Consider the following 21114-nt stretch of genomic DNA (forward strand, 5'->3'; position numbering starts at 1 on the left):
GGCAAGGCTAGCCAAAGCAACGTCACACTCCTGGGGGTTGTCTTGACCGAGGTGCCCGACACCGAGAACTCCGCCGTCGCGCCGCGTTCGCCCGGCGAGCTGCTGCCGATCGCCTACGGCTTCGCCTACACACACGTGCTGCGCGTGGTCCTCGAACTGCGGTTGCCCGAACTGCTCGCCGAGCGCCCCCGGGACGTCGCCGAACTCGCGACCGCGACGAGATCGCACGAGCCGTCGCTGCACCGCCTGAGCCGGTTGCTGATCGCCTTCGGGCTGATCGAGGAGCACGACGGCGTGCTGCGGCTCAGCGACCTCGGCCAGTACCTGCGCGCCGACGTGCCCGGCTCGGCCCGCGGCGCCGTCGACCTCGCTCTCGACCCGGTGCTCAGCCACGCCTGGACCGAACTCGGCCACACCGTGCGCACCGGCGAGACCGCCTTCGACCACGTGCACGGCCATGGGCTGTTCCGGCACCTGGACGCCGATCCGGCCGCCGCGGCCGCCTTCCACCGGGTGATGGCGGGCTCGACCCGGGTGGTCGTGCCCGCGGTGGTCAATGCCTACGACTTCGGGCCGCTGCGCACCTTGATCGACGTCGGTGGCGGGGACGGCACCCTGCTCGCCGCGCTGCTGTCGGCCTACCCGGCACTGCGCGGCACCGTCTTCGACACCGCGGCCGTGGTCGGCGCCGCGACTGGCGTGTTCGCCTCGGCGGGGGTGGCCGACCGCGCCGACACCCAGGCCGGGGACTTCTTCGTCTCGGTGCCCGAGGGCGCGGGCGGGTACCTGCTCAAGAGCATCCTGCACGACTGGTCGGACGCGGACTCGGTGCGGATCCTGCGCAACTGCCGCGCCGCGATGCGCCCGGACGGCCGGGTGCTCGTGGTCGAACCGGTGGTCGCCGAGGATCCGGCCGGGGCGGGCGGGCTGCACGCGGCGATGAGCGATATCCAGATGCTCGTGCTCACTCCCGGCCGGGAGCGCACGCTGGCCGAGTTCGCCCGGGTGTTCACCGACAGTGGGCTGGTCCTCGTCGGGGTGCACCCGCTGCCGGGCTCGCCCGCGCTGCGCCTGTTGGAGGCGCAGGCCGCCTGAGCCGGGGTGGTGACGGACGCGGGCCCGCGTCCGTCACCGTGACGAAAAGTCGTGTGGGTCACACTCCGGAGATCTGCTTGATCCAGGTGCGGAGTCCGGTGATGTCGGCGTAGCCGCCGAACCCGTCGTTCTGGGTCGGCTTGTGGCCGATCGAGCACACGCCGACCTGCACCCCGTTGACGATGATCGGACCGCCGGAGTCGCCGCCGGCGACCTCGCCGTTGTTGCGCACGCAGATCAGCGTGTTGTCCCCGGCGCAGCCCAGCGAGGCGACACTGCCGGTGGCGAACTTGAGGTTCTCCGGCAGCGGGCCGGACCAGTCGGACTTGTCGGCGCCCCAGCCGTAGATGGTGTCGGCGGATCCGACCCGCACCGAGCCTGCCGCGCCGAGCCGCGAGTAGGTGGTGTTGATGTCCCGGTCGAGCTGCACCAGGCTCACGTCATTGCGGCCGCTGTAGTTGACCAGGCGGGTGGCCTTGGCGGTCTGGCCGCCGCTGCTGCGCTTGAGCGAGCCGACCCGGACGGTGAAGTTGGCGACCGGGCGCTGGGTGCAGTGCCGCGCGGTGAGCACCCAGCGCGGCGCGATGATCGAGGCGGTGCAGGTGTGGCTGCCGTTGTAGGCCAGCGAGACGATCCAGGGGATGTTCTGGGTGACGGTGCCGCCGCGGACGATGAACGGCTCGGCGTCGCCGGCGGCTGGCGGGGCGGCGGCGTCGGGGGCCAGGGGGTGGGCGATGGTGGCGTTGTCCGCGGCGGCCGTGGTGGAGCCGGCGGTGGTGGAGCCAGGGGTGGTGGACTCGGCGGTGGTGGCGGCGGTGGTGGCGGCGGCGGTCGTGCCCGGGGTGGCGGTGGCGGCTGGACTGGTGGTGGCTGCGGTCGCGCAGACGAACAGGGCGAGCACGGCGGCGCGCAGGAGCTTGGTCGTTCCTCGCATGGTGGGTCCTTCGCAGGGATGGTCACGCACAGGGATGCGGCGGCGGTAACCTGGCCGCAGAGCTGAGTGTGCGAGCGCGGCGCGAGGAGCGGATCCCTTCGGAGGGACCGTGGAAATCGTCGAAAACGCGGTTCTCCAGGTAACCGTTCGTCTGGGCGGGTGCAGCCGGCCGGGACAAGCGGAGTGGCCGGGGCAGGCAGAAGGGCGCCACCCGGCAGGATGACGCCCTTCCTTGCTGCCCCTCGGTCGGTCAGACGCCCGCGTAGGAGCGGATCCAGGTGCGGAACAACGCGACGTTGGTGTAGCCGGCCCAGCCGCTGCCGGCGGGCTTGTGGCCGATGGCGCACACGCCGCCCTGGATCATCTGGCCGGTCTGCGGGCTACGCACGTACACCGGGCCGCCGGAGTCGCCGCCGGCGATGCTGCCGTTGGTCTGGGTGCACAGCACCCGCGGGTTGGCCGAGGCGCAGTTGGCGTCGGAGACCTTGCCGTCGGCGTACTTCAGGCGCTCGGGCAGCGGGCCGGACCAGTCCGCCTTCTCCGAGCCCCAGCCGTAGGCGGTGGCCGCCTGGTTGGTGGCGATGTCCGCACTGGTCGCGAGCACCGAGTAGGTGGTGTTGATGCTGCGGTCCAGCTCGACCAGGGCGATGTCGGCGTTCGGCCAGGAGTAGCTCGGGTGCTTGATCACCCGGGTGGCGTTGGCGGTGGTGCCGCCGCTGCTGCGGGTCAGCGAGCCGACCCGCACCGAGTAGGTGCCCGCCGCCTCGACGCAGTGCGCCGCGGTGAGCACCCAGCGGGCCGCGATGATGCTGGAGGTGCAGGTGAAGCCGCCGTTGCGGTGCAGGGCGGAGATCCACGGCTTGGCGGAGCTGACGAATCCGCCGCCGACGATGAGCGGGTCCACGTCCTGGGTGGTCGTGGGCGCGGCGGCGGCGGGCAGAGCGCCGAGCAGCAGGGAACCGCTCACCGCGATGGTGGCCAGGATGGAACGCAGGGTCTTCTTCCCTCGCATGGTCAAACCCCTCGATCGGCGGACCGTCGCGCGAGAGCAGGGGAGCGCGGCGGTCCGGAATGGTGAAACCGGACAGAGTGTGGGTGCCGTCACACTTTCGGCTGAACCCCTCTAACGGCGGGTGTGGCACGGAGTTTTGAACAAACGTTGGTGGCGGGCGGTCTTGTCAGGGGTGGCTGCGATGATCCGCCGGGTGCAGACCATGAGCCCGGCCGCTGCCCGGCGGACCGCCCTGGCCGCCCAGGGATTCGCCGAACCCCGCCCCACCGCGACCCCGACCCGGCGGCACCTGCAACGGGTGCTGGACCGGACCCAGCTCATCCAGCTGGACTCGGTCAACGTCGCGGTGCGCGCGCACTACGCGCCGCTGTTCAGCAGGCTCGGCGCGTACCCGACCGAACTGCTCGACGAGGCCGCCTGGTCGCACAGCGCGCGCCGGCCGCGGCTGCTGGTGGAGTACTGGGCGCATGAGGCGAGCGTGGTCCCGGTGGCCGACTGGCCGCTGTTCCGGTGGCGGATGCGGCACTACGAATCGCTGCGCGGCAGGCACTGGAAGGCCGCGGTGGACACGCCCGCGCTGGTCGAGGACGTGCTGGCCGCGGTGAAGGAGCTGGGGCCGGTCGGCGCGGGCGCGCTGGAGAAGGCGCTGGGCGGGCAGGGGCGCGGGCCGGGGGCCTGGTGGGAGCGTTCGGAGGTGAAGATGGTCTGCGAGTACCTCTTCGCCGTCGGTGGGCTGACCACCGGTACCCGGCGTTCCTTCGAGCGGCTCTACGACCTGCCGGAACGGGTGATTCCGGCGGAGTTCCTGAGCCAGGCCGAGCTGCCGGAGGCGGACGCGCACCGGGAGCTGATCCGGCGGTCCGCGGTGGCGCTGGGCGTGGCCACCGAGGCCGATCTGCGCGACTACTACCGGCTGCCGGTGGCCGGTGCGCGGCAGGCGGTGGCCGAGCTGGTCGAGGAGGGGGAACTGGAACCGGTCGAGGTGCTCGGCTGGGGCCGGCAGGCTTATCGGCACGTGCGGGCGCGGACTCCGCGCACGGTGGCCGCGCGGGCACTGCTGTGCCCGTTCGACCCGCTGATCTGGGAGCGGGCCCGCACCGAGCGGCTGTTCGACTTCCACTACCGGATCGAGATCTACGTGCCCGCGCCCAAGCGGGTGCACGGCTACTACGTGTTCCCGTTCCTGCTGGAGGAGCGGTTGTCCGCGCGGGTGGACCTCAAGGCGGACCGGGCCGCCGGGCTGCTGCGGGTGCCGGGGGCGTTCCTGGAGGACGGGCCGGACAAGCCGCCGCGGGCGCGGGTGATCGCCGAACTGGCCGACGAGCTGACGCTGATGGCGGGCTGGCTGGGGCTCTCCGGTGTGGCGGTCGGCGGGCGCGGCGACCTGGCCAAGGACCTGGCCGCCGCGCTCCGCTGATCCCCCCGACTGCCACCACCCCCGGGGCAGTCCGAACGGTGGCGACCTACCAGGAGGAGGTCGTCACCACGACGTTGCCGTAGCCGGTGCGGCCGGTGATGCGCAGCGGCAGGTCCTCCGGCGGGGTGTCGCCGCGGACCTCCAGTTCGCTGCGCGCCTGCCCGTAGCTGGACTCCAGGTCCAGCTCGGCGGCCACGCCCGGCCGGATCGCGATGCGCAGCTCACCGGAGCCGGTGCGCAGTTCCAGCTTGCCCTCAGCGGCGTCGGCCACGGTCAGGTCGCCGGTGCCGGTGCGCACCCGCACATCGGCCTGCACCGCGCCCAGCCACACGCTGCCGCGGCTGGTGGTCAGCTCGCTCGGACCGCCGACCGAGGAGACCTCCAGATCGCCGCTGCCGCTGCGGGCGCGCAGCCCGCCGAGCATCGGGCCGAGCCGGACGCTGCCGGACCCGGCGTTGACCGAGGCGGCGCCGTCGGCCCGGTCCACCGAGATCTGCCCGGTGCCGGTGTTGACGTCGAGCCGGTTCGCGGCGCCGGTGACGGTGACATCGCCGGAGCCGCTGTGCGCGGTCAGGTGCGAGCCGTTGGGCGCCTGCACCTCGACCTTCACCGGCACCAGGCGCAACGGCAGGTCCGACGGGGTGCGCACGCGCAGCCGGTTGCCGGTGAACTCCACCGTGGTGCGGCGCAGCACCTCGGCGCCGACATCGGCCGGGTCGCGGGTCGTGCCCGCCGAACCGAACTGGTCGGTTACCCAGCTGAGCAGGCCGGTGAGCTGGTTGCCGAAGCCGGTGGCCGCGGACGGGTCGTGCGTGAGCCGCACGTGCACCCCGGGTTTGTCGGTCAGTCGCACCTCGATCCGGCCGGAGCCGATCTCCACGTGCACTTCGGCCGGTCCCTCGGCGGCGAACTCCTCGACCCTGGTCGCGGCGGGACCGGTGCTGGCCTCAGTCATGATCACATCCACCCCTCTGTCCTCAGCCCTGGACCCAGCCGCGCAACCGGCTGTTGGTCGCCTCGCCCCGCTGTTCACTGCGCCGCTGCTGACGCCACTCGTGACGTCGCGACCGATCGTCCGTGCCCTGCCCGTGCAGAGCGCCCTGCACCGCCTGGGACAACCAGGAGTTCAGCGACACGCCCTGGGCGTTGGCTGCCTTCTCCGCCTTGCCCTTGAGTTCCTCGAACAGCCGCAGCGTGATCCGGCTGATGTCGCCGCCCTCGCCGAGCGGGGAGAACGGCGGTGGCGGCGGAGGCGGTGGTGGCACCGAATCCGCTGCGGGAGAACGGCGCTGACCAGCGGCGGGAGTGACCACGACGCGCACGTCCCTGCCGTCCAGGCGTACGTCCACCACCTGCCCGTCCAGTGTCGCGGTGACCTCGGCGGCCAGGTCGGAGAGCGCGTTCATGATGGCCAGCCGAGCCGCCGGCTCCAGCGCGGCGGCCAGCAGGGCCGCGGTGCGCCGGGTCTGCTCGTCCCCGGCCGAGGCGGCGGTGGTCAGGTCCTCCCGCAGTCCGTTGACGTAGCTCGTGAGATCCATGACGCCACTATGGCGTCACGACTGATGTCAGTCAAGGAAGTCGTGACGGCGAGGTGCTGTCAGCGGGGTCTGCTGCGCGCCGCTGACAAGGCGAACTACTGTGTTCGCCGTGACTCAGACGGTGCAGCCGAAGGTTCAGCTCATTGGGAAGACCGAGTTCTTCCCGCCGGCCGACGTGCCGTGGTCCACTGACGCCGACGGTGGCGAGGCGCTCGCGGAGTTCGCCGGCCGCGCCTGCTACCAGTCCTGGAGCAAGCCCAACCCGGCCACCGCCTCCAACGCCGGCTACCTGCGGCACATCCTGGAGGTCGGCCACCTGTCCGTGCTCGAGCACGGCTCGGTCAGCTTCTACTTCACCGGCCTGTCCCGCTCGCTCACCCACGAGCTGATCCGGCACCGGCACTTCTCCTATTCCCAGCTCTCCCAGCGCTACGTGCCCGAGCGGGACGCCGCGATGGTCGAGCCGGACGTCATCGCCGAGGACCCGGAACTGCACCGGATGTTCCTGGCCGCGGCCGAGGCCAGCGTGGCCGCCTACAACGAGCTGCTCGAGGGCCTGGAGCGCAAGTTCGCCGACGTCAAGAACGCCACCCTGCGCCGCAAGCAGGCGCGGCAGGCGGCGCGGGCGATCCTGCCCAACGCCACCGAGACCCGCATCGTGGTCACCGGCAACTACCGCGCCTGGCGGCACTTCATCGCGATGCGCGCCACCGAGCACGCCGACGTGGAGATCCGCGCGCTGGCCGTGGAGTGCCTGCGTCAGCTGCACAAGGTCGCGGCGAACGTCTTCAGCGACTTCGAGATCTCCGCGCTGGCCGACGGCACCGAGGTCGCCTCCAGCCCGTTGGTCACCGAGGGCTGAGTCCGCGCGGATGCGGCTGGAATCGTTGACCGGGGCCGCGCTGGCCGGGCTGGCACCGCGGGTGGCCACGGCTTACGCGGCCGCGTTCGCGCCGCCGCCGTACTCCTACGACCAGGCCAAGGTCGAGCGCGCGCTGAACACGCTGAGCTTCGCCGCGGCCCAGCCCGGCGCGACCGCGGTGCTGGCCCTCGACGCGGACGACACCGTGCTCGGCGCGGGCTGGGGCTGGGTGACCCCGCCTGGTCTGCACGTGCCGGACAGCCCGTTCGCCCGGCTCTACGCCACGGTGGCCGAGGCCATCGGCGGCGAGCCGGTCGCGCACGAGCTGCTGCCCGGCCGGTTCGAGCTGATCGAGTTGTTCGTGCACCCGGACCGGCAGGGCGAGGGGCTGGGCCGGGCGATCGCGCGGCAGGTGCTCGACGGCCGCGGCGGCTGGCTGCTGGCCTGGCCGTCCGCGCCCGCGCACGCCGCCTACCTGCGCTGGGGCTGGATCGAACGCGGCCGCTTCGGCAACCGGCACGGCGAGCAGGTGGCGGTGCTCACTGTCGAGCCGGCGTAGCGGACCGGCGGTCCGGTTGTAGGGTGGCGGCATGGGCATCGCGCGGACGGAACGCCGGGAACTGGTCGAGCTGTTCACCGCGGTCGGGCCGGACGCGCCGACCCTGTGCGGGGAGTGGACCACCCGGGACCTGGCCGCGCACCTGGTGTTGCGGGAACGCCGCCTGGACGCGGCCCCCGGCATCGCGCTGAGCGCCTTCGCCGGGCACACCCAGCGGGTGCAGGAGTCCTTCGCCGCCAAACCGTGGGCCGAGCTGGTCGACCTGGTCCGCACCGGCCCGCCCTGGTACTCCCCCTACGGCCTGCCCGGCCTGGAAGACCTGGTCAACGGGGCCGAGTACTTCATCCACCACGAGGACGTCCGGCGGGCCCAGCCCGACTGGGAACCGCGGGAGCTGGACCAGGAACCGCTGTGGCGCACGGTCCGGATGTCGGCCCGGCTGACCTACCGCAAGAGCCCGGTCGGCCTGGCGCTGGCGCGTCCGGACGGGCAGCGCGCGGTGATCAAGAACGGGCCGAGCCCGGTGACCATCGTGGGCGAGCCCGCCGAGCTGCTGCTGCACTCCTTCGGGCGGGAACAGGCCAGGGTGGAACTGCAGGGCGACCCGCGCGCGGTGGCCGTGGTGGAGAATCTCGACCGCAGCATGTGACTCGCCGGAGTATTCGCGGCGCGGCATGTGAACTGCGGCAAACGGGGGCCGCGCGGTCAGGGCGGGATCGAAAGCGTTGTAGCGTTCCAGACCATGACCGCATGCCCCACCGCACAACCTGGCCGGCCGTTCGGCCAGGTGCTTGTCGCCATGGTGACGCCCTTCGACGCCGCAGGAGCTCTCGACCTCGACGCGGCCCAGAAACTGGCCGCCCACCTGGTCGCCAAGGGTTGCGACGGCCTGGTCCTCAACGGCACCACCGGCGAATCCCCGACGACCTCCGACACCGAGAAGGCCGAGCTGGTCCGGGCCGTGGCCGACGTCGTCGGCGACCGCGCCGCGGTGATCACCGGCGTCGGCACCTATGACACCGCGCACAGCGTGCACCTGGCCATGGAGGCGGCCAAGTCGGGCGCGCACGGCGTGCTCGTGGTGACCCCGTACTACTCGCGCCCGCCGCAGTCCGGCCTGCTCGCGCACTTCAGCGCGGTGGCGGACGCGACCGAGCTGCCGGTGATGCTCTACGACATCCCGCCGCGCAGCATCGTGCCGATCGAGGTGGACACCTTCCGCAAGCTCGCCGAGCACCCGCGGATCGTCGCGGTCAAGGACGCCAAGGGCGATCTGACCGCGGGCACCCAGGTGATGGCCGAGACCGGACTGGCCTACTACTCCGGTGACGACGTGCTCAACCTGCCCTGGCTCTCCGTCGGCGGGATCGGGTTCGCCAGCGTCATCGGCCACGTCGTGCCGGACAAGCTGGTGCGCATGCTGCGCGCCTACGAGTCGGGTGATGTGGCCGGGGCACGCGCGGTGCACACCGCGCTGTTGCCGATCTATGCCGCGTTCGCCAAGCTCGGCGGCGTGATCTTCAGCAAGGCCGCGCTGCGGTTGCAGGGCATCGAGGTGGGCAACCCCAGGTTGCCGCTGCCGCCCGCCACCCCGGAGCAGGTCGAGCTGGTTGCGGCGGCTCTGCGCGCCGCGGATGTGGAGGTTTCCCGCTAGTGATCGACATCGCGGCAGTGCTGCCCACCAACAAGCCGGGCCCGCTGCCCGACGGCGGACTTCGAGTGGTCGCCCTCGGCGGCATCGGCGAAGTCGGCCGCAACATGACCGTCTTCGAGCACGCGGGGCGGATGCTCGTCGTGGACTGCGGCGTGCTCTTCCCCGAGGACGACGCGCCCGGCGTGGACCTGATCCTGCCGGACTTCCGCGCGCTGGAATCCCGGCTGGACGACATCGACGCGCTGGTGCTCACCCACGGGCACGAGGACCACATCGGCGCGGTGCCGTTCCTGCTGCGGTTGCGGCCGGACCTGCCGGTGGTCGGCTCCCGGTTCACCCTCGCGCTGCTGGCCGCCAAGTGCAAGGAGCACCGGCAGAACCCGGTGCTGATCGAGGTGGTGGAGGGCGAGCACCGCAGCTTCGGACCGTTCGAGCTGCAGTTCCTCGCGGTCAACCACTCCATCCCGGACGCGCTCGCGGTGGCCATCCGCACCGAGGCCGGGCTGGTCTTGCACACCGGCGACATCAAGCTGGACCAGCTCCCGCTGGACGGCAGGCTCACCGACCTGGCCGGTTTCCACCGGCTCGGCGACGAGGGCGTGGACCTGTTCCTGGTCGACTCGACCAACGCCGAGGTGCCCGGATTCGTCACCCCGGAACGCCAGATCGGGCCGGTGCTCGACGGGGTGATCGGCAAGGCCAAGCAGCGGGTCATCGTGGCCTGTTTCGCCAGCCACGTGCACCGGGTGCAGCAGGTGCTGGACGTGGCCGCCACGCACGGGCGCCGGGTGACCTTCGTCGGCCGCTCGATGGTCCGCAACATGGGCATCGCCGCCGACCTGGGCCTGCTCACCGTGCCGGAGGGGCTGCTGGCGGACCTGGACGAGGCCATGCAGCTGCCCGAGGACCAGGTGGTGTTCGTCTCCACCGGGTCGCAGGGCGAGCCGCTGTCCGCGCTGTCCCGGATGGCCCGCGGCGAGCACCGGCAGATCAGCATCCGCGCCGGGGACATGGTCGTGCTGGCCAGCTCGCTCATCCCCGGCAACGAGACCGCGGTGTTCGGCGTGGTCAACGGCCTGGTCCGGCTCGGTGCGCAGGTCGTGCACCAGGGCACGGCCAAGGTGCACGTCTCCGGCCACGCCTCCGCCGGCGAGCTGCTGTACCTGTACAACGCGGTCCGGCCGAGCAACGTCATGCCGGTGCACGGCGAGTGGCGGCACCTGCGCGCCAACGCCGAACTGGCCACGCTGACCGGGGTGCCCCCGGAGCGGGTGGTCATCGCCGAGGACGGTGTGGTCGTGGACCTCATCGACGGCGCGGCGAGCATCGTCGGACGGGTCGAGGTCGGGCACGTCTACGTGGACGGTCTCTCCGTCGGCGACGTCGGCGAGTCCACCCTGTCCGACCGGCTGGTACTCGGTGAGGGCGGGTTCATCGCGATCGTCGTCGCCGTCGAGTCCGCCACCGGCCGGGCGGTCACCCCGCCGACGGTGTCCGGGCGCGGCTTCTCCGATGACCCGAAGGCACTGGACCAGGTGGTCCCGCTGGTGGAGATGGAACTGGCGCGCACCGAGGCGGAGAACATCACCGACCCGCACCGCATCGCCCAGTCGGTGCGCCGCGTGGTCGGCCGGTGGGTCGCCGAGACCTATCGTCGTCGTCCGATGATCGTGCCCACCGTCATCCCGGTCTGAGCGACGGCGGACCGGCGTCTGGCTGGGACCGCCGCATGACGTTCGTTGAGGGCCGCTGGGATCCACCAGCGGCCCTCAACGCGCTGAGCGGGCGGTGCGAACGGTTCTCCAGGTAACCCGTTTTCCGGGTGCTGCGACCGAATCCACAGCGCACACCGGCCGCACTCCGGGGACGGAGGGCGGCCGGGCGCGTGATTGTGGTCAGCGGGTGTCGGTCAGCGCAGGTGGGTCAGAGCTGGTCCGGGGTCCACGGGCTGCGGGACTCGGTGGGCCGGGTCGCGTCGTGGAACTTCAGCTTGTCCAGCTCGCCGGGGCGGATGCCGATCATGCCCTTGGCGATCTCGCGCATGATCCGGTCCCTGGCGCGGGCGGCGTCGCCCGGCTTGGCCGGGGACAGGTCCGACAGGTCCGGTGGGGCGCCGAAGTGCACGCGGAAGGTCGGGCGGTTCTTCACCGCGCGGAACCAGGACATCATCAGCGGCTTGAAGTCCGTCCAGCCGCTGACCACCAACGTGCCCCAGATCACCGCCTCGTGCGCGCCGAACTGGCTCACCGGCACCACCGGCACGCCGGCGGCGAGCGCGATCCGGGCCGCGCCGGTCTTGCCGCGTTCCGGCCACAGGCCGGGGTCGCGGGTGACCCGGCCCTCGGGGTAGATGAGCAGCGAATGGCCGTCGCCGAGTGCCTGGACCGCGCTGTCCATGGCCTGGGTGACCGTGCGCTTGCCGCGGTCCACCCGGACATGTCCGCAGCGCCGCCACACCCAGCCGGCGATCGGGGCGTCGAAGATGCCGCCGGTGGACATCAGCGACGGCGCGAGCCCGGCCTTGTGACAGGCCGCGACCAGCACGAAGCCGTCGAAGACGCCGATGTGATTGGAGGCCAGCAACACCGGGCGTCCGCGCAGCTCAGCCGGGACTTCCCCGGTGACCACGAGTTTTCCGGTGAGGGCGACGAGGGCGCGATCCGCGGCCATCAAGGCCCGCCAGAGCCTGGAGGACCGACGGGCCGGAGCCGACCGGCGTGTCGGCTCGTCTGGAACCGAATGCAGAGCAACCATGACAGGTGCAGCATCGCATGCCGCCCAACCTCGCGACCCCACCACTTCCTAATTCGTCATGACTGAGGCTCCTGTGACGGGAGTGACGACTGTGACGGAAGGGGCGAGCCGACTACCGTGTGGAGCATGGCGAACCGAACAGCGGCCTCGAAGAGGGGAGGCGGCGGCTCCTCCCGTGCCCGCGCGAGTTCGTCCAGGTCACGCGGGAAGTCCACGGCCAAGGCGCCCGCCAAACGTCCCGCGGCCAAGGGCAGGCCCAAGGCGAAACCGAAGCCCAGTGGCGGCGGCGCGATCACTCGCGGTGTGCGCGGCGGCTGGGGACTGATCGCCAAGGGCGTGGGCGGCATGGCCCGCGCGATGGGCCGCACCAAGGAACTCGACCCCGGCCACCGCCGGGACGGACTGGCGCTGGTCTTCATCGCCGCCGCGGTGATCGTGGCCGCCGGGGCCTACTGGCACGCGGGCGGACCGGTCGGGCGCTGGGTGGAGATCGGCGTGCGCACCGTGGTCGGCGCGGGCGTGGTGGTGCTGCCGCTGGTGCTGGCCGTGGTCGCGGTGGTGCTGATGCGCTCGGACCCGCAGCCCGAACGCCGCCCCAGCCTGGTGGTCGGCGCGCTGCTGGTCACGCTGCCGGTGCTCGGCCTGCTGCACATCTTCTCCGGCCGCCCGGAGACCCTGGAATCGCGCTGGTGGGCCGGTGGCGAACTCGGCTACCTGGCAGGCGATCCGCTCGCCCGCGGGCTGAGCGGCTGGGTCGCGGTGCCGCTGCTGATGCTGATCGCCGTCTACGGCGTGCTGGTGCTCGACGGCACCCCGGTGCGCGAGGTGCCCAGCCGGCTGCGCGAGCTGACCGGCCTGCGCGAGGACGACGAGGACGAGGCCCCCGAGGACGAGCCCGATCTCGACGCGGCCAAGGTGCGGCTGCGCCGGCCCTCCCGTCGTCGTCAGGCCACCATGAGCGAGGACGCCGAGGCGCCCGACTCCGGCCTGGACCTGGTCGCGCCCACGCCGGCCAAACCGGCCCGGCCGAGCAAGGTCGCCGCCGCGGCCGCCGCCGAGCCGCCGCCCCCGGCGAAACCCCAGCAGACCCGGCTGGACCTGGTCCGCGAGGTCGAGGGCGACTACCAGTTGCCGCCGACCACGCTGCTCAAGGACGGCGACCCGCCGAAGGCGCGCAGCAAGGCCAACGACTCGATGATCGAGGCGATCACCGGGGTGCTGGAGCAGTTCTCCATCGACGCCCAGGTCGCCGGGTTCACCCGGGGGCCGACGGTGACCCGGTACGAGGTCGAACTCGGTCCGGGGGTGAAGGTCGAGAAGATCACCGCGCTGACCAAGACCATCGCCTACGCGGTGGCCACGGACAACGTGCGGCTGCTCGCGCCGATCCCCGGCAAGTCCGCGGTCGGCATCGAGGTGCCCAACAGCGACCGCGAGATGGTGCGGCTGGCCGATGTGCTCAAGTCCACCACCGCGGTCTCCGACCAGCACCCGCTGGTGATCGGCCTGGGCAAGGACATCGAGGGCCACATGGTCACCGCGAACCTGGCCAAGATGCCGCACCTGCTGGTCGCGGGCTCCACCGGCTCCGGTAAGTCCAGCTTCGTCAACTCGATGCTGGTCTCGCTGCTGGCCAGGGCCACCCCGGAGGAGGTCAGGATGATCCTGATCGACCCGAAGATGGTGGAACTGACCCCGTACGAGGGCATCCCGCACCTGATCACGCCCATCATCACCCAGCCCAAGAAGGCCGCCGCCGCGCTGGCCTGGCTGGTCGAGGAGATGGAGCAGCGCTACCAGGACATGCAGGTCAACCGGGTCCGGCACATCGACGACTTCAACGCCAAGGTGCGCACCGGCGAGATCACCGCGCCGCTGGGCAGCGAACGCGTGTACCGGCCCTACCCGTACATCCTGGCCATCGTCGACGAGCTGGCCGACCTGATGATGACCGCGCCGCGCGATGTCGAGGACGCGATCGTGCGGATCACCCAGAAGGCCCGCGCGGCAGGCATCCACCTGGTGCTGGCCACCCAGCGGCCCTCGGTGGACGTGGTCACCGGCCTGATCAAGACGAACGTGCCGTCCCGGCTGGCCTTCGCGACCTCCTCGCTGACCGACTCCCGGGTCATCCTGGACCAGCCCGGCGCGGAGAAGCTGATCGGCATGGGCGATGGCCTGTACCTGCCGATGGGCGCCTCCCGGCCGGTGCGGGTGCAGGGCGCCTACGTCGGCGACGACGAGATCACCGCGATCGTCAACTACACCAAGGACCAGGCCCAGCCCGACTACGCCGACAACGTCACCGCGGCCAAGCCCGGCGAGGCCAAGGAGATCGACCCGGACATCGGCGACGACCTCGAACTGCTGGTGCAGGCCACCGAGCTGATCGTGACCAGCCAGTTCGGCTCCACCTCGATGCTGCAGCGCAAGCTGCGGGTCGGCTTCGCCAAGGCGGGCCGGTTGATGGACCTGCTGGAGACCCGCGGCGTGGTCGGCCCGTCCGAGGGCTCCAAGGCCCGCGAGGTGCTGATCAAACCGGACGAGCTGGACTCGGTGCTGTACCTGCTCCGCGGTGGTGGCGGCAGCGCTCCGGCGGACGAGGACTGACCCCACCGGAGGAGAACCCCGGACGAGACGAGAACGGACCCGGACCGCGCAGGGAATGCGGCCCGGGTCTGTTCTCGTCAGCGGTTCAGCTCAGCGTTGTGCGGGGCTCACGTGCCCCAGCGGCGGACGGCCGCGTAGTACAGGTCGGCGATGCGGTTGCAGGCCCAGTTGCCCTTGCAGATGCCGTAGAGGTCGGACTTGAACTTGTTGTCCACCCGCGCCTTCGCGTCGGCGTTCCAGCGGCCCTGCTTCTTGAAATTCCGGTAGCCGAAGTCGTGCCGGTGGCAGGCCGGGGTGAAGTTGAAGCCGACCGGCTTGTCCGGCGACCACGAACAGGCGTCCGAGGACCAGTCGAGCTGGCCGTTGTACGGCCGCTGGTTGCGGATCGTGGAGAACTCGCCGAGCGACTTGCTGAACATGTAGCTGTCGGTGACCGCCCTGATGTCGACGGCCTGGGCCACACCCGACCCGGCGAGCAGGCCGAAGGTGGCGGCGATCGCGACCAGTGCGCTGGTGAGAACCTTGCGGATCCCGGCAGGGGAATTGTTCACGGTGAACCCCAGTTCTGTGGTGTGAACTACACGTGAGGTTCCTACCGGGCGGTAGCGGCCGCTGGCTGCACTCCGTTCGAAGATTGAGTGAAGGCTTGACTACGTTGTGACCTGGCTCACTTCATGATCACCTTCGCTGATCACAGCTCCAGCAGCATGCGGGTGTTGCCCAGGGTGTTGGGCTTGACGTAGGGCAGGTCGAGGAACTCGGCCACACCGGCGTCCGGGGAACGCCGGATCTCCTCGTAGATCTCCGCGGTCACCGGAGTGCCCTGGATCTCGACGAAGCCGTGCCGCTGGAAGAAGTGCGCCTCGAAGGTCAGCACGAAGATCCGCATCAGCCCCAGCTGGTTGGCCACGTCCACCAGCTGGCGCACGATCGCGCCACCGACACCCTTGCCGCGGGCGCTGGGATCCACCGCCACCGTGCGGATCTCGGCCAGGTCCTCCCACAGCACGTGCAGGGCGCCGCAGCCCACGAGCGATCCCTCCAGCTCTGCGACCCAGAACTCCTGCACCGACTCATACAGGGTCACCAGGTCCTTCTCGAGCAGGATGTCCTTGCTCGCGTACAGGTCCACGAGGGCCTTCATGGACCGCACGTCCCGCGTCCGCGCGCGGCGCACGGTGATCGCGTCACTCACGACAGATCAACGTAATCGCTTCGGCACGGAAAGGCTCCGTTCCGTTCCCCTCAAGTCTTCTTCCTCTCACTACTTTGCTTTCCGCGCCGCCCCGCGCTTCACCCTCGACGGTAGGTCCGGGGCAGGTCCGGGCCAACTCGGAGATCAACAACGCCGATCGGGCGGTGACCGCGCGCGACTAGGTAAGGCGCGGCTACTTCTTCCGCTCGGCCGGAGCCGGGGGCGCGCGGCGGAACCGGACACCCAGGTTCAGCCGGACCGGTGGTGTTCGCCGGTTTCGCCACCCGATCGAGGCAACCTCGGCACCGGCTCGAACTCCGGCCCCGCCGCCCGCGCCGCCGCGGGGTGACGCCGTGGAATTGATCATGGTGGACGACGGTTACCCTGATCGACGTGTCTTCACCGTCCACCTCCCGCCGGGTCGCGTTGCTCACCCTCGGCTGCGCGCGCAACGAAGTCGACTCCGAGGAACTCGCCGGCCGGCTGACCTCCGGCGGCTGGGACCTGGTCGACACCGGCGCCGAGGCCGACGGCGGGGCCGAGGACGCCGACGTGATCGTGGTGAACACCTGCGGTTTCGTCGAGGGCGCCAAGAAGGACTCCATCGACATGCTGCTGGCCGCCTCCGACACCGGGGCCAAGGTCGTGGCGGTGGGCTGCTTCGCCGAGCGCTACGGCAAGGAGCTGGCCGACCAGCTGCCCGAGGCCAGCGCGGTGCTCGGCTTCGACCACTACCCGGACCTGGCCGCGCGGCTGGACGACGTGGTCGCCGGGCGCAGCGTCGAATCGCACACCCCGGTGGACCGGCGCACGCTGCTGCCGATCACCCCCGTGCAGCGCCCGCAGGCCGCGGACAACCTGTCCGTGCCCGGCCACGGCTGGCTGCCCACCAACGTGCAGCGCCGCCGCCTGGACAACGCCCCGGTGGCCGCGCTCAAGATCGCCTCCGGCTGTGACCGGCGCTGCACCTTCTGCGCCATCCCGTCCTTCCGCGGCGCCTTCGTCTCTCGCACCGCCGAGGAGATCCTGGGCGAGGCCGCCTGGCTGGCCCAGCACGGCGCCCGCGAGGTCTTCCTGGTCAGTGAGAACTCCACCTCCTACGGCAAGGACCTCGGCGACGTGCGCGCGCTGGAGGCGCTGCTGCCGAGGCTGGCCGCGGTGCCCGGCATCGACCGGGTGCGGGTGTCCTACCTGCAGCCCGCCGAGACCCGGCCCGGCCTGGTCAAGGCCATCGCCACCACCCCGGGGGTGGCCGACTACTTCGACCTCTCCTTCCAGCACTCCAGCGAGTCCGTGCTGCGCCGGATGCGCCGCTTCGGCAGCACCGAGTCCTTCCTCGACCTGGTCAAGCAGATCCGCGCGCTGTCCCCGAGCGCGGGCATCCGCACCAACGTCATCGTCGGTTTCCCCGGCGAGACCGAGGCGGACCTGGCCGAGCTGGAGCGCTTCCTCACCGAGGCGCAGCTGGACGCGGTCGGCGTGTTCGGCTACTCCGACGAGGACGGCACCGAGGCCGAGAACCTGCCCGGCAAGGTCGACCCGGACGTGGTCGGCGAGCGGGTGCACCGGGTCTCCCAGCTGGTCGACGAGCTGATCGCGCAGCGCGCGGAGGACCGGGTCGGCGACGAGGTCGTGGTGCTCATCGAGCACGAGGAGACCGAGGAGATGCACTGCTCCGGCCGGGCCGCGCACCAGGCGCCGGAGGTCGACGGCGAGTGCGTGGTGCACGAACCCGAGGGGCTCAGGATCGGCGACCTGGTGCGGTGCCGGGTCATCGCGGCCGAGGGGGTGGACCTGGTGGTCGAGCAGATCGAGGTCCTGCCGCGGAGCGGGACGTGAGCTCTGCCGGTCAGGAAGCTGACCGTGGGGACCACCTGGCGGACCGGGCACTGCCCGCCGTCCCGATCCTCAACATCGCCAACCTGCTGACCATCTCCCGGCTGGTGCTGGTCCCGGTGTTCGTGGTCGCCCTCTTCGCCGGGGGCGGGCACGAGGCGGGCTGGCGCTGGGTGGCCTGGGGGATCTTCGCGCTGGCCGCCATCACCGACCGCATCGACGGGGTGCTGGCCCGCAAGCACGGCCTGGTCACCGACTTCGGCAAGATCGCCGACCCGATCGCGGACAAGACGCTCACCGGCGCCGCGCTGATCGGGCTGAGCGTGCTCGGCGACCTGCCCTGGTGGGTCACCATCGTCATCCTGGCCAGGGAACTGGGCATCACCGTGCTGCGGTTCTGGGTGATCCGCTTCGGCGTCATCCCGGCCAGTCGCGGCGGCAAGGCCAAGACGCTGGCCCAGGTGGTGGCGATCGGGTTGTACGTGCTGCCGCTGCCGCCGGTGTTCGGGCCGCTGCTGTGGACCATGATGGGCCTGGCGCTGGTGCTGACCGTGGGCACCGCGGTCGACTACGTGGTGCAGGCGGTCCGGCTCCGGGCCGGTCGGTGAGCAGCGCCGAGGAACTGGCGTTTGCGCTGGTCGGCGCGTTGCGGGCACGCGGGCAGACCGTGGCCACCGCCGAATCGCTGACCGCGGGACTGGTCAGCGCGACCCTGGCCACCGTGCCGGGCGCCAGCGCGGTGCTGCGCGGCGGGCTGGTGGTCTACGCCACCGATCTCAAGCACACCCTGGCCGGGGTCTCCTCGGGGCTGCTGGCCGCGCGCGGCGCGGTGCACCCCGAGGTGGCCGTCCAGCTGGCCGTGGGCGCCCGCGAGCGCTGTGCGGCGACCTGGGGGCTGGGGCTGACCGGTGTGGCCGGGCCGGACCCGCAGGACGGGGTCGAGCCGGGCATCGTGCACCTCGGACTGGCCGGTCCGGACGATGTGACGATGCGCACGCTCGCCCTGACCGGGGACCGGGCCGCGGTACGCGCGGGCGCTGTGCTGGGCGCCCTGGAGTTACTCCAGGATGCGCTCGGCCCCCTCGTCCGGGAATGATCGGGGCAGGAACTCCGTTCGCTCTTGGCGAAGTATCCCTGTGATCGCCACTGAGCGACCGTCGCGCTCGGTACCGTGGGCTTCACGGGCCTGGCCGAAAGGAGGCACGCGATGACCGTGCTGCTGCGTGAGGCGATCGGCGAGCGGTTGCGCCGTACCCGCACCGCCCAACGTCGGACGCTTCGCGAGGTGTCCCGGCTCGCGCGGGTGAGCCTCGGCTACCTCTCCGAAGTGGAACGCGGGCGCAAGGAAGCGTCCAGCGAGCTGCTCGCCTCGATCTGCGAGGCACTCGACTTACCCCTGTCCGCCCTGCTGGGTGAGGTCGCCGCGGATGTCCGCCTCGGCGAGTTCACCGTGCCCGACACGGTGCCCGACACCGTCGAGGCCGCCACCCGCACGCCCAGCCGGGCGGGTGCCGGCGAGTCCGGCTTCGGTGGTGGTCGGCTGGTGGCCCCCGCCCTCGGCGAGGACCTGGCCGAGCTGCGGCTGCAACCGCTGCTGCGGCACCAGCTCAACAGCCCGATCACCGGGCCGCACGCCGCGGCCGGGGTCGTGGTCGCGGCCTGAGAACGCCGTCCGAGTCATCCGCCAGGCTGAGATTCGTCTCAGCCTGGCGGTCTCATTTGCGCTGAGTCGGACCGGCGCCCATTCGAACAAGGGTATAAAAGGCGTACGCCCCAGGTTCCGGGTCAGCTCCGGCGGACCCTTGACTTGATCAGGGAGGACCCTGACTTCCGCGGGGGTCAGTGGAACGGCGTGGCGGTACCTGACACGATGGGCACCAGCACTGGGTTGAGCGCCGGTCACCTCCTGTGTGTGGGGGACGGGTCGCACGGAGAAGGCAGGCGGAGGAGATGGCCAACGCGTTCGTGAAGTTCTGGAAGTACCTGATGGCGGCATTCTCGTCGAAGATCGACGAGCACGCCGACCCGAAGGTGCAGATTCAGCAGGCCATCGAGGAAGCGCAGCGTCAGCACCAGGCCCTGTCCCAGCAGGCCGCGGCGGTCATCGGCAACCAGCGTCAGCTGGAGATGAAGCTGAACCGCCAGTTGGGTGAGGTCGAGAAGCTGCAGGCTTCCGCGCGGCAGGCATTGGTCCTCGCGGACCAGGCCCGCGCCGCCGGTGACCTGAAGAAGGCACAGGAATACGAGGACACCGCCCAGGCGTTCGCCACCCAGCTCGTCACCGCCGAGCAGTCGGTGGAGGACCTCAAGGGCATGCACGACCAGGCGATCGGCGCCGCGGGCCAGGCCAAGCAGGCCGTGGAGCGCAACGCCATGGTGCTCCAGCAGAAGATCGCCGAGCGCACCAAGCTGCTCAGCCAGCTGGAGCAGGCGAAGATGCAGGAGCAGGTGTCCAGCTCGCTCCGGCAGATGACCGAACTGGCCGCGCCGAGCAACACGCCGTCGCTGGAAGAGGTGCGCGAGAAGATCGAGCGCCGCTACGCGACCGCGCTGGGTTCGGCCGAGCTGGCGCAGAACTCCATCCAGGGCCGGATGATGGAGGTGCAGCAGTCCACTGTGGACATGGCTGGCGCTTCCCGGCTGGAGCAGTTGCGGGCCTCCATGCGGGGCGGTCCGGTCGCGGGTGAGGTCACGTCGGGGCAGCAGGCGGCAGCGCCGGCGCCTGCCCCGCAGCAGCAGACCGCCCCGTACCAGAACCCGCAGGGCCAGGCGTGAGGTAGCCGGTGACGTCGCCACGGGACGAGCTGCGCCGTCAGGTCGGGCAGCTGGTCAGCCAGCAGCTCAGTGGACCGATGGACAAGGTGCGGCGCAAGCTCGCCGCGTGGCAGGATCCGCGCGCCAAGCTGTTGCGGCGGCGGCGGCGGGCTACCCGCACGCTGACCGTGTCCAGCACCGCGGCGGCGATCACCGGCACGATCGCGTTCTTCATCGGCAGCGATCCCACCGCGCTGGAGTGGACCGAGGCCGGTTTCGGCTCGGTGGCGGTGGTCTCGCTGGTCGGTGCGGTGAGTTCCGGGCTGCGGTCGATCCGGTTGTACCGGACGCCGCTGCCCGCGGCCGCCGCGCCGCCGCCACCGCGGCTGCCGCCGACCTCCTCGATGGCGCGGGAACCCCTGCAGCGGCTGGCCGCGGCCGAGACCACCCTGGACGAGTTGCTGCGCCAGTTGTCCGCTCCGCACAACGGCCTCGCGCCGCTGTCGCTGGAGACGGTCGAGTACTCCAGGGCCACCGCCGCGGAGGCCGCTTCGGCGGTGCGAGCGGTGGGTCAGCAACTCCGGGCGGTGGAACTCGCGCGGGACACCGCGCCCGCGCTGGAGCGCGGTCATCTCTCCGATGAGGTCCGCCGGCTGCGCACCGAACTGGACGAGGGAGTCGACGGCTACTGCGGGCTGGTCGCCACCGCGGGACGAGCGGTCGCGGCGAGCAGCACGGCCGCGCCGCGACAGGCCCTGGAAGATGCCACCGACCACCTCGCCGGACTGGCCGCCGCGTTACGCGAACTGGCGAGCGGCCGGTTCTGAGCCGGCGGCACGGACTCCCTCTGGACCTCACGGGGAGTAGCTTTGTTCCGCCGAAAAGCGGGACTGC

21 protein-coding genes are annotated in these 21114 nt (G+C 71.4%); 14 read left to right on the forward strand and 7 right to left on the reverse strand.

Annotation, left to right across the window (positions count from 1 at the left end):
• The first annotated feature begins 51 nt into the window (after positions 1–51).
• Positions 52–1095, forward strand: coding sequence for a methyltransferase (locus MZC64_RS35470; protein ID WP_247760878.1), 1044 nt, complete (start codon positions 52–54; stop codon positions 1093–1095).
• Between the two features lie 58 nt (positions 1096–1153).
• On the opposite strand, the gene MZC64_RS35475 is transcribed toward MZC64_RS35470, so the two are convergent.
• Both MZC64_RS35475 and MZC64_RS35480 read right to left on the reverse strand, forming a co-directional pair.
• Entirely contained in the window at positions 1154–2029 is an 876-nt protein-coding gene (locus tag MZC64_RS35475) for a trypsin-like serine protease (protein WP_247760415.1), read from the reverse strand.
• Positions 2030–2279: 250 nt separating this feature from the next.
• On the reverse strand, positions 2280–3041 hold the full coding sequence (locus MZC64_RS35480) for a trypsin-like serine protease (RefSeq protein ID WP_247760414.1): 762 nt from the start codon (positions 3039–3041) through the stop codon (positions 2280–2282).
• A gap of 181 nt (positions 3042–3222) precedes the next feature.
• On the opposite strand from MZC64_RS35480, the gene MZC64_RS35485 reads away from it, so the two are divergent.
• Positions 3223–4458, forward strand: coding sequence for a winged helix-turn-helix domain-containing protein (locus MZC64_RS35485; RefSeq protein ID WP_247760413.1), 1236 nt, complete (start codon positions 3223–3225; stop codon positions 4456–4458).
• A gap of 46 nt (positions 4459–4504) precedes the next feature.
• Here the strand turns inward: MZC64_RS35485 and MZC64_RS35490 are convergent, their stop codons facing one another.
• Together MZC64_RS35490 and MZC64_RS35495 are read right to left on the reverse strand one after the other, a co-directional pair.
• A complete protein-coding gene (locus tag MZC64_RS35490) occupies positions 4505–5413 on the reverse strand; it encodes a DUF4097 family beta strand repeat-containing protein (protein ID WP_247760412.1) in 909 nt (302 codons plus the stop codon).
• A gap of 22 nt (positions 5414–5435) precedes the next feature.
• On the reverse strand, positions 5436–5996 hold the full coding sequence (locus MZC64_RS35495; RefSeq protein ID WP_247760411.1) for a toxin-antitoxin system HicB family antitoxin: 561 nt from the start codon (positions 5994–5996) through the stop codon (positions 5436–5438).
• Between the two features lie 109 nt (positions 5997–6105).
• Here MZC64_RS35495 and thyX point away from each other — a divergent pair, with 109 nt between their 5' ends.
• The 5 genes from thyX to MZC64_RS35520 all read left to right on the forward strand — a co-directional run bounded on the left by thyX (position 6106) and on the right by MZC64_RS35520 (position 10765).
• Positions 6106–6858 carry an FAD-dependent thymidylate synthase gene (gene thyX / locus MZC64_RS35500; RefSeq protein WP_247760410.1) on the forward strand — a complete coding sequence of 251 codons (753 nt, stop codon included), beginning with the start codon at positions 6106–6108 and terminating at the stop codon, positions 6856–6858.
• 10 nt (positions 6859–6868) lie between these two features.
• Positions 6869–7417: a GNAT family N-acetyltransferase gene (locus MZC64_RS35505; protein WP_247760409.1), complete on the forward strand. Its 549-nt coding sequence runs from the start codon at positions 6869–6871 to the stop codon at positions 7415–7417.
• A 31-nt stretch (positions 7418–7448) separates the two neighbouring features.
• Positions 7449–8066 carry a TIGR03085 family metal-binding protein gene (locus MZC64_RS35510; protein ID WP_247760408.1) on the forward strand — a complete coding sequence of 206 codons (618 nt, stop codon included), beginning with the start codon at positions 7449–7451 and terminating at the stop codon, positions 8064–8066.
• Between the two features lie 93 nt (positions 8067–8159).
• Entirely contained in the window at positions 8160–9071 is a 912-nt protein-coding gene (gene dapA / locus MZC64_RS35515; RefSeq protein WP_247760407.1) for a 4-hydroxy-tetrahydrodipicolinate synthase, read from the forward strand.
• A complete protein-coding gene (locus MZC64_RS35520) occupies positions 9071–10765 on the forward strand; it encodes a ribonuclease J (RefSeq protein WP_374205820.1) in 1695 nt (564 codons plus the stop codon). Before dapA ends, MZC64_RS35520 begins: the two co-directional genes overlap by 1 nt.
• A gap of 229 nt (positions 10766–10994) precedes the next feature.
• Here MZC64_RS35520 and MZC64_RS35525 read toward each other — a convergent pair whose 3' ends face one another.
• On the reverse strand, positions 10995–11825 hold the full coding sequence (locus MZC64_RS35525) for a 1-acyl-sn-glycerol-3-phosphate acyltransferase (protein ID WP_247760406.1): 831 nt from the start codon (positions 11823–11825) through the stop codon (positions 10995–10997).
• Positions 11826–11951: 126 nt separating this feature from the next.
• Here MZC64_RS35525 and MZC64_RS35530 point away from each other — a divergent pair, with 126 nt between their 5' ends.
• Positions 11952–14435: a DNA translocase FtsK gene (locus MZC64_RS35530; RefSeq protein WP_247760405.1), complete on the forward strand. Its 2484-nt coding sequence runs from the start codon at positions 11952–11954 to the stop codon at positions 14433–14435.
• 107 nt (positions 14436–14542) lie between these two features.
• Here the strand turns inward: MZC64_RS35530 and MZC64_RS35535 are convergent, their stop codons facing one another.
• Together MZC64_RS35535 and MZC64_RS35540 are read right to left on the reverse strand one after the other, a co-directional pair.
• Positions 14543–14986, reverse strand: a complete 444-nt coding sequence (locus MZC64_RS35535; RefSeq protein ID WP_247760404.1) for a phospholipase — start codon at positions 14984–14986, stop codon at positions 14543–14545.
• Positions 14987–15126: 140 nt separating this feature from the next.
• Entirely contained in the window at positions 15127–15630 is a 504-nt protein-coding gene (locus MZC64_RS35540) for an amino-acid N-acetyltransferase (RefSeq protein WP_308301104.1), read from the reverse strand.
• 393 nt (positions 15631–16023) lie between these two features.
• Here MZC64_RS35540 and rimO point away from each other — a divergent pair, with 393 nt between their 5' ends.
• From rimO to MZC64_RS35570, 6 genes are all read left to right on the forward strand, one after another.
• On the forward strand, positions 16024–17469 hold the full coding sequence (gene rimO / locus MZC64_RS35545) for a 30S ribosomal protein S12 methylthiotransferase RimO (protein ID WP_247760403.1): 1446 nt from the start codon (positions 16024–16026) through the stop codon (positions 17467–17469).
• Entirely contained in the window at positions 17466–18074 is a 609-nt protein-coding gene (pgsA, locus tag MZC64_RS35550) for a CDP-diacylglycerol--glycerol-3-phosphate 3-phosphatidyltransferase (RefSeq protein ID WP_374205821.1), read from the forward strand. The genes rimO and pgsA overlap by 4 nt, the downstream gene beginning before the upstream one ends.
• Positions 18071–18562, forward strand: a complete 492-nt coding sequence (locus MZC64_RS35555; RefSeq protein WP_247760402.1) for a CinA family protein — start codon at positions 18071–18073, stop codon at positions 18560–18562. Before pgsA ends, MZC64_RS35555 begins: the two co-directional genes overlap by 4 nt.
• A 111-nt stretch (positions 18563–18673) precedes the next feature.
• Positions 18674–19129, forward strand: coding sequence for a helix-turn-helix domain-containing protein (locus MZC64_RS35560; protein ID WP_247760401.1), 456 nt, complete (start codon positions 18674–18676; stop codon positions 19127–19129).
• Positions 19130–19416: 287 nt separating this feature from the next.
• Positions 19417–20241 (forward strand): PspA/IM30 family protein, encoded by an 825-nt coding sequence (locus MZC64_RS35565; protein ID WP_247760400.1) that lies wholly within the window; start codon positions 19417–19419, stop codon positions 20239–20241.
• An 8-nt stretch (positions 20242–20249) separates the two neighbouring features.
• Positions 20250–21047: a hypothetical protein gene (locus tag MZC64_RS35570; RefSeq protein ID WP_247760399.1), complete on the forward strand. Its 798-nt coding sequence runs from the start codon at positions 20250–20252 to the stop codon at positions 21045–21047.
• The last annotated feature ends 67 nt before the right edge of the window (positions 21048–21114 follow it).

The organism is Crossiella sp. S99.2 (assembly GCF_023094165.1).
Classification (GTDB): Bacteria; Actinomycetota; Actinomycetes; order Mycobacteriales; family Pseudonocardiaceae; genus Crossiella.

Excerpts from the sequence above, each read along its gene's own strand:
- MZC64_RS35475 (WP_247760415.1), bottom strand. The coding sequence starts at position 2,029 with ATGCGAGGAACGACCAAGCTCCTGCGCGCCGCCGTGCTCGCCCTGTTC.
- MZC64_RS35480 (WP_247760414.1), bottom strand. The coding sequence starts at position 3,041 with ATGCGAGGGAAGAAGACCCTGCGTTCCATCCTGGCCACCATCGCGGTG.
- MZC64_RS35485 (WP_247760413.1), top strand. The coding sequence starts at position 3,223 with ATGATCCGCCGGGTGCAGACCATGAGCCCGGCCGCTGCCCGGCGGACC.
- MZC64_RS35490 (WP_247760412.1), bottom strand. The coding sequence starts at position 5,413 with ATGACTGAGGCCAGCACCGGTCCCGCCGCGACCAGGGTCGAGGAGTTC.
- MZC64_RS35495 (WP_247760411.1), bottom strand. The coding sequence starts at position 5,996 with ATGGATCTCACGAGCTACGTCAACGGACTGCGGGAGGACCTGACCACC.
- MZC64_RS35505 (WP_247760409.1), top strand. The coding sequence starts at position 6,869 with ATGCGGCTGGAATCGTTGACCGGGGCCGCGCTGGCCGGGCTGGCACCG.
- MZC64_RS35510 (WP_247760408.1), top strand. The coding sequence starts at position 7,449 with ATGGGCATCGCGCGGACGGAACGCCGGGAACTGGTCGAGCTGTTCACC.
- dapA (WP_247760407.1), top strand. The coding sequence starts at position 8,160 with ATGACCGCATGCCCCACCGCACAACCTGGCCGGCCGTTCGGCCAGGTG.
- MZC64_RS35525 (WP_247760406.1), bottom strand. The coding sequence starts at position 11,825 with ATGGTTGCTCTGCATTCGGTTCCAGACGAGCCGACACGCCGGTCGGCT.
- MZC64_RS35530 (WP_247760405.1), top strand. The coding sequence starts at position 11,952 with ATGGCGAACCGAACAGCGGCCTCGAAGAGGGGAGGCGGCGGCTCCTCC.
- MZC64_RS35560 (WP_247760401.1), top strand. The coding sequence starts at position 18,674 with ATGACCGTGCTGCTGCGTGAGGCGATCGGCGAGCGGTTGCGCCGTACC.
- MZC64_RS35565 (WP_247760400.1), top strand. The coding sequence starts at position 19,417 with ATGGCCAACGCGTTCGTGAAGTTCTGGAAGTACCTGATGGCGGCATTC.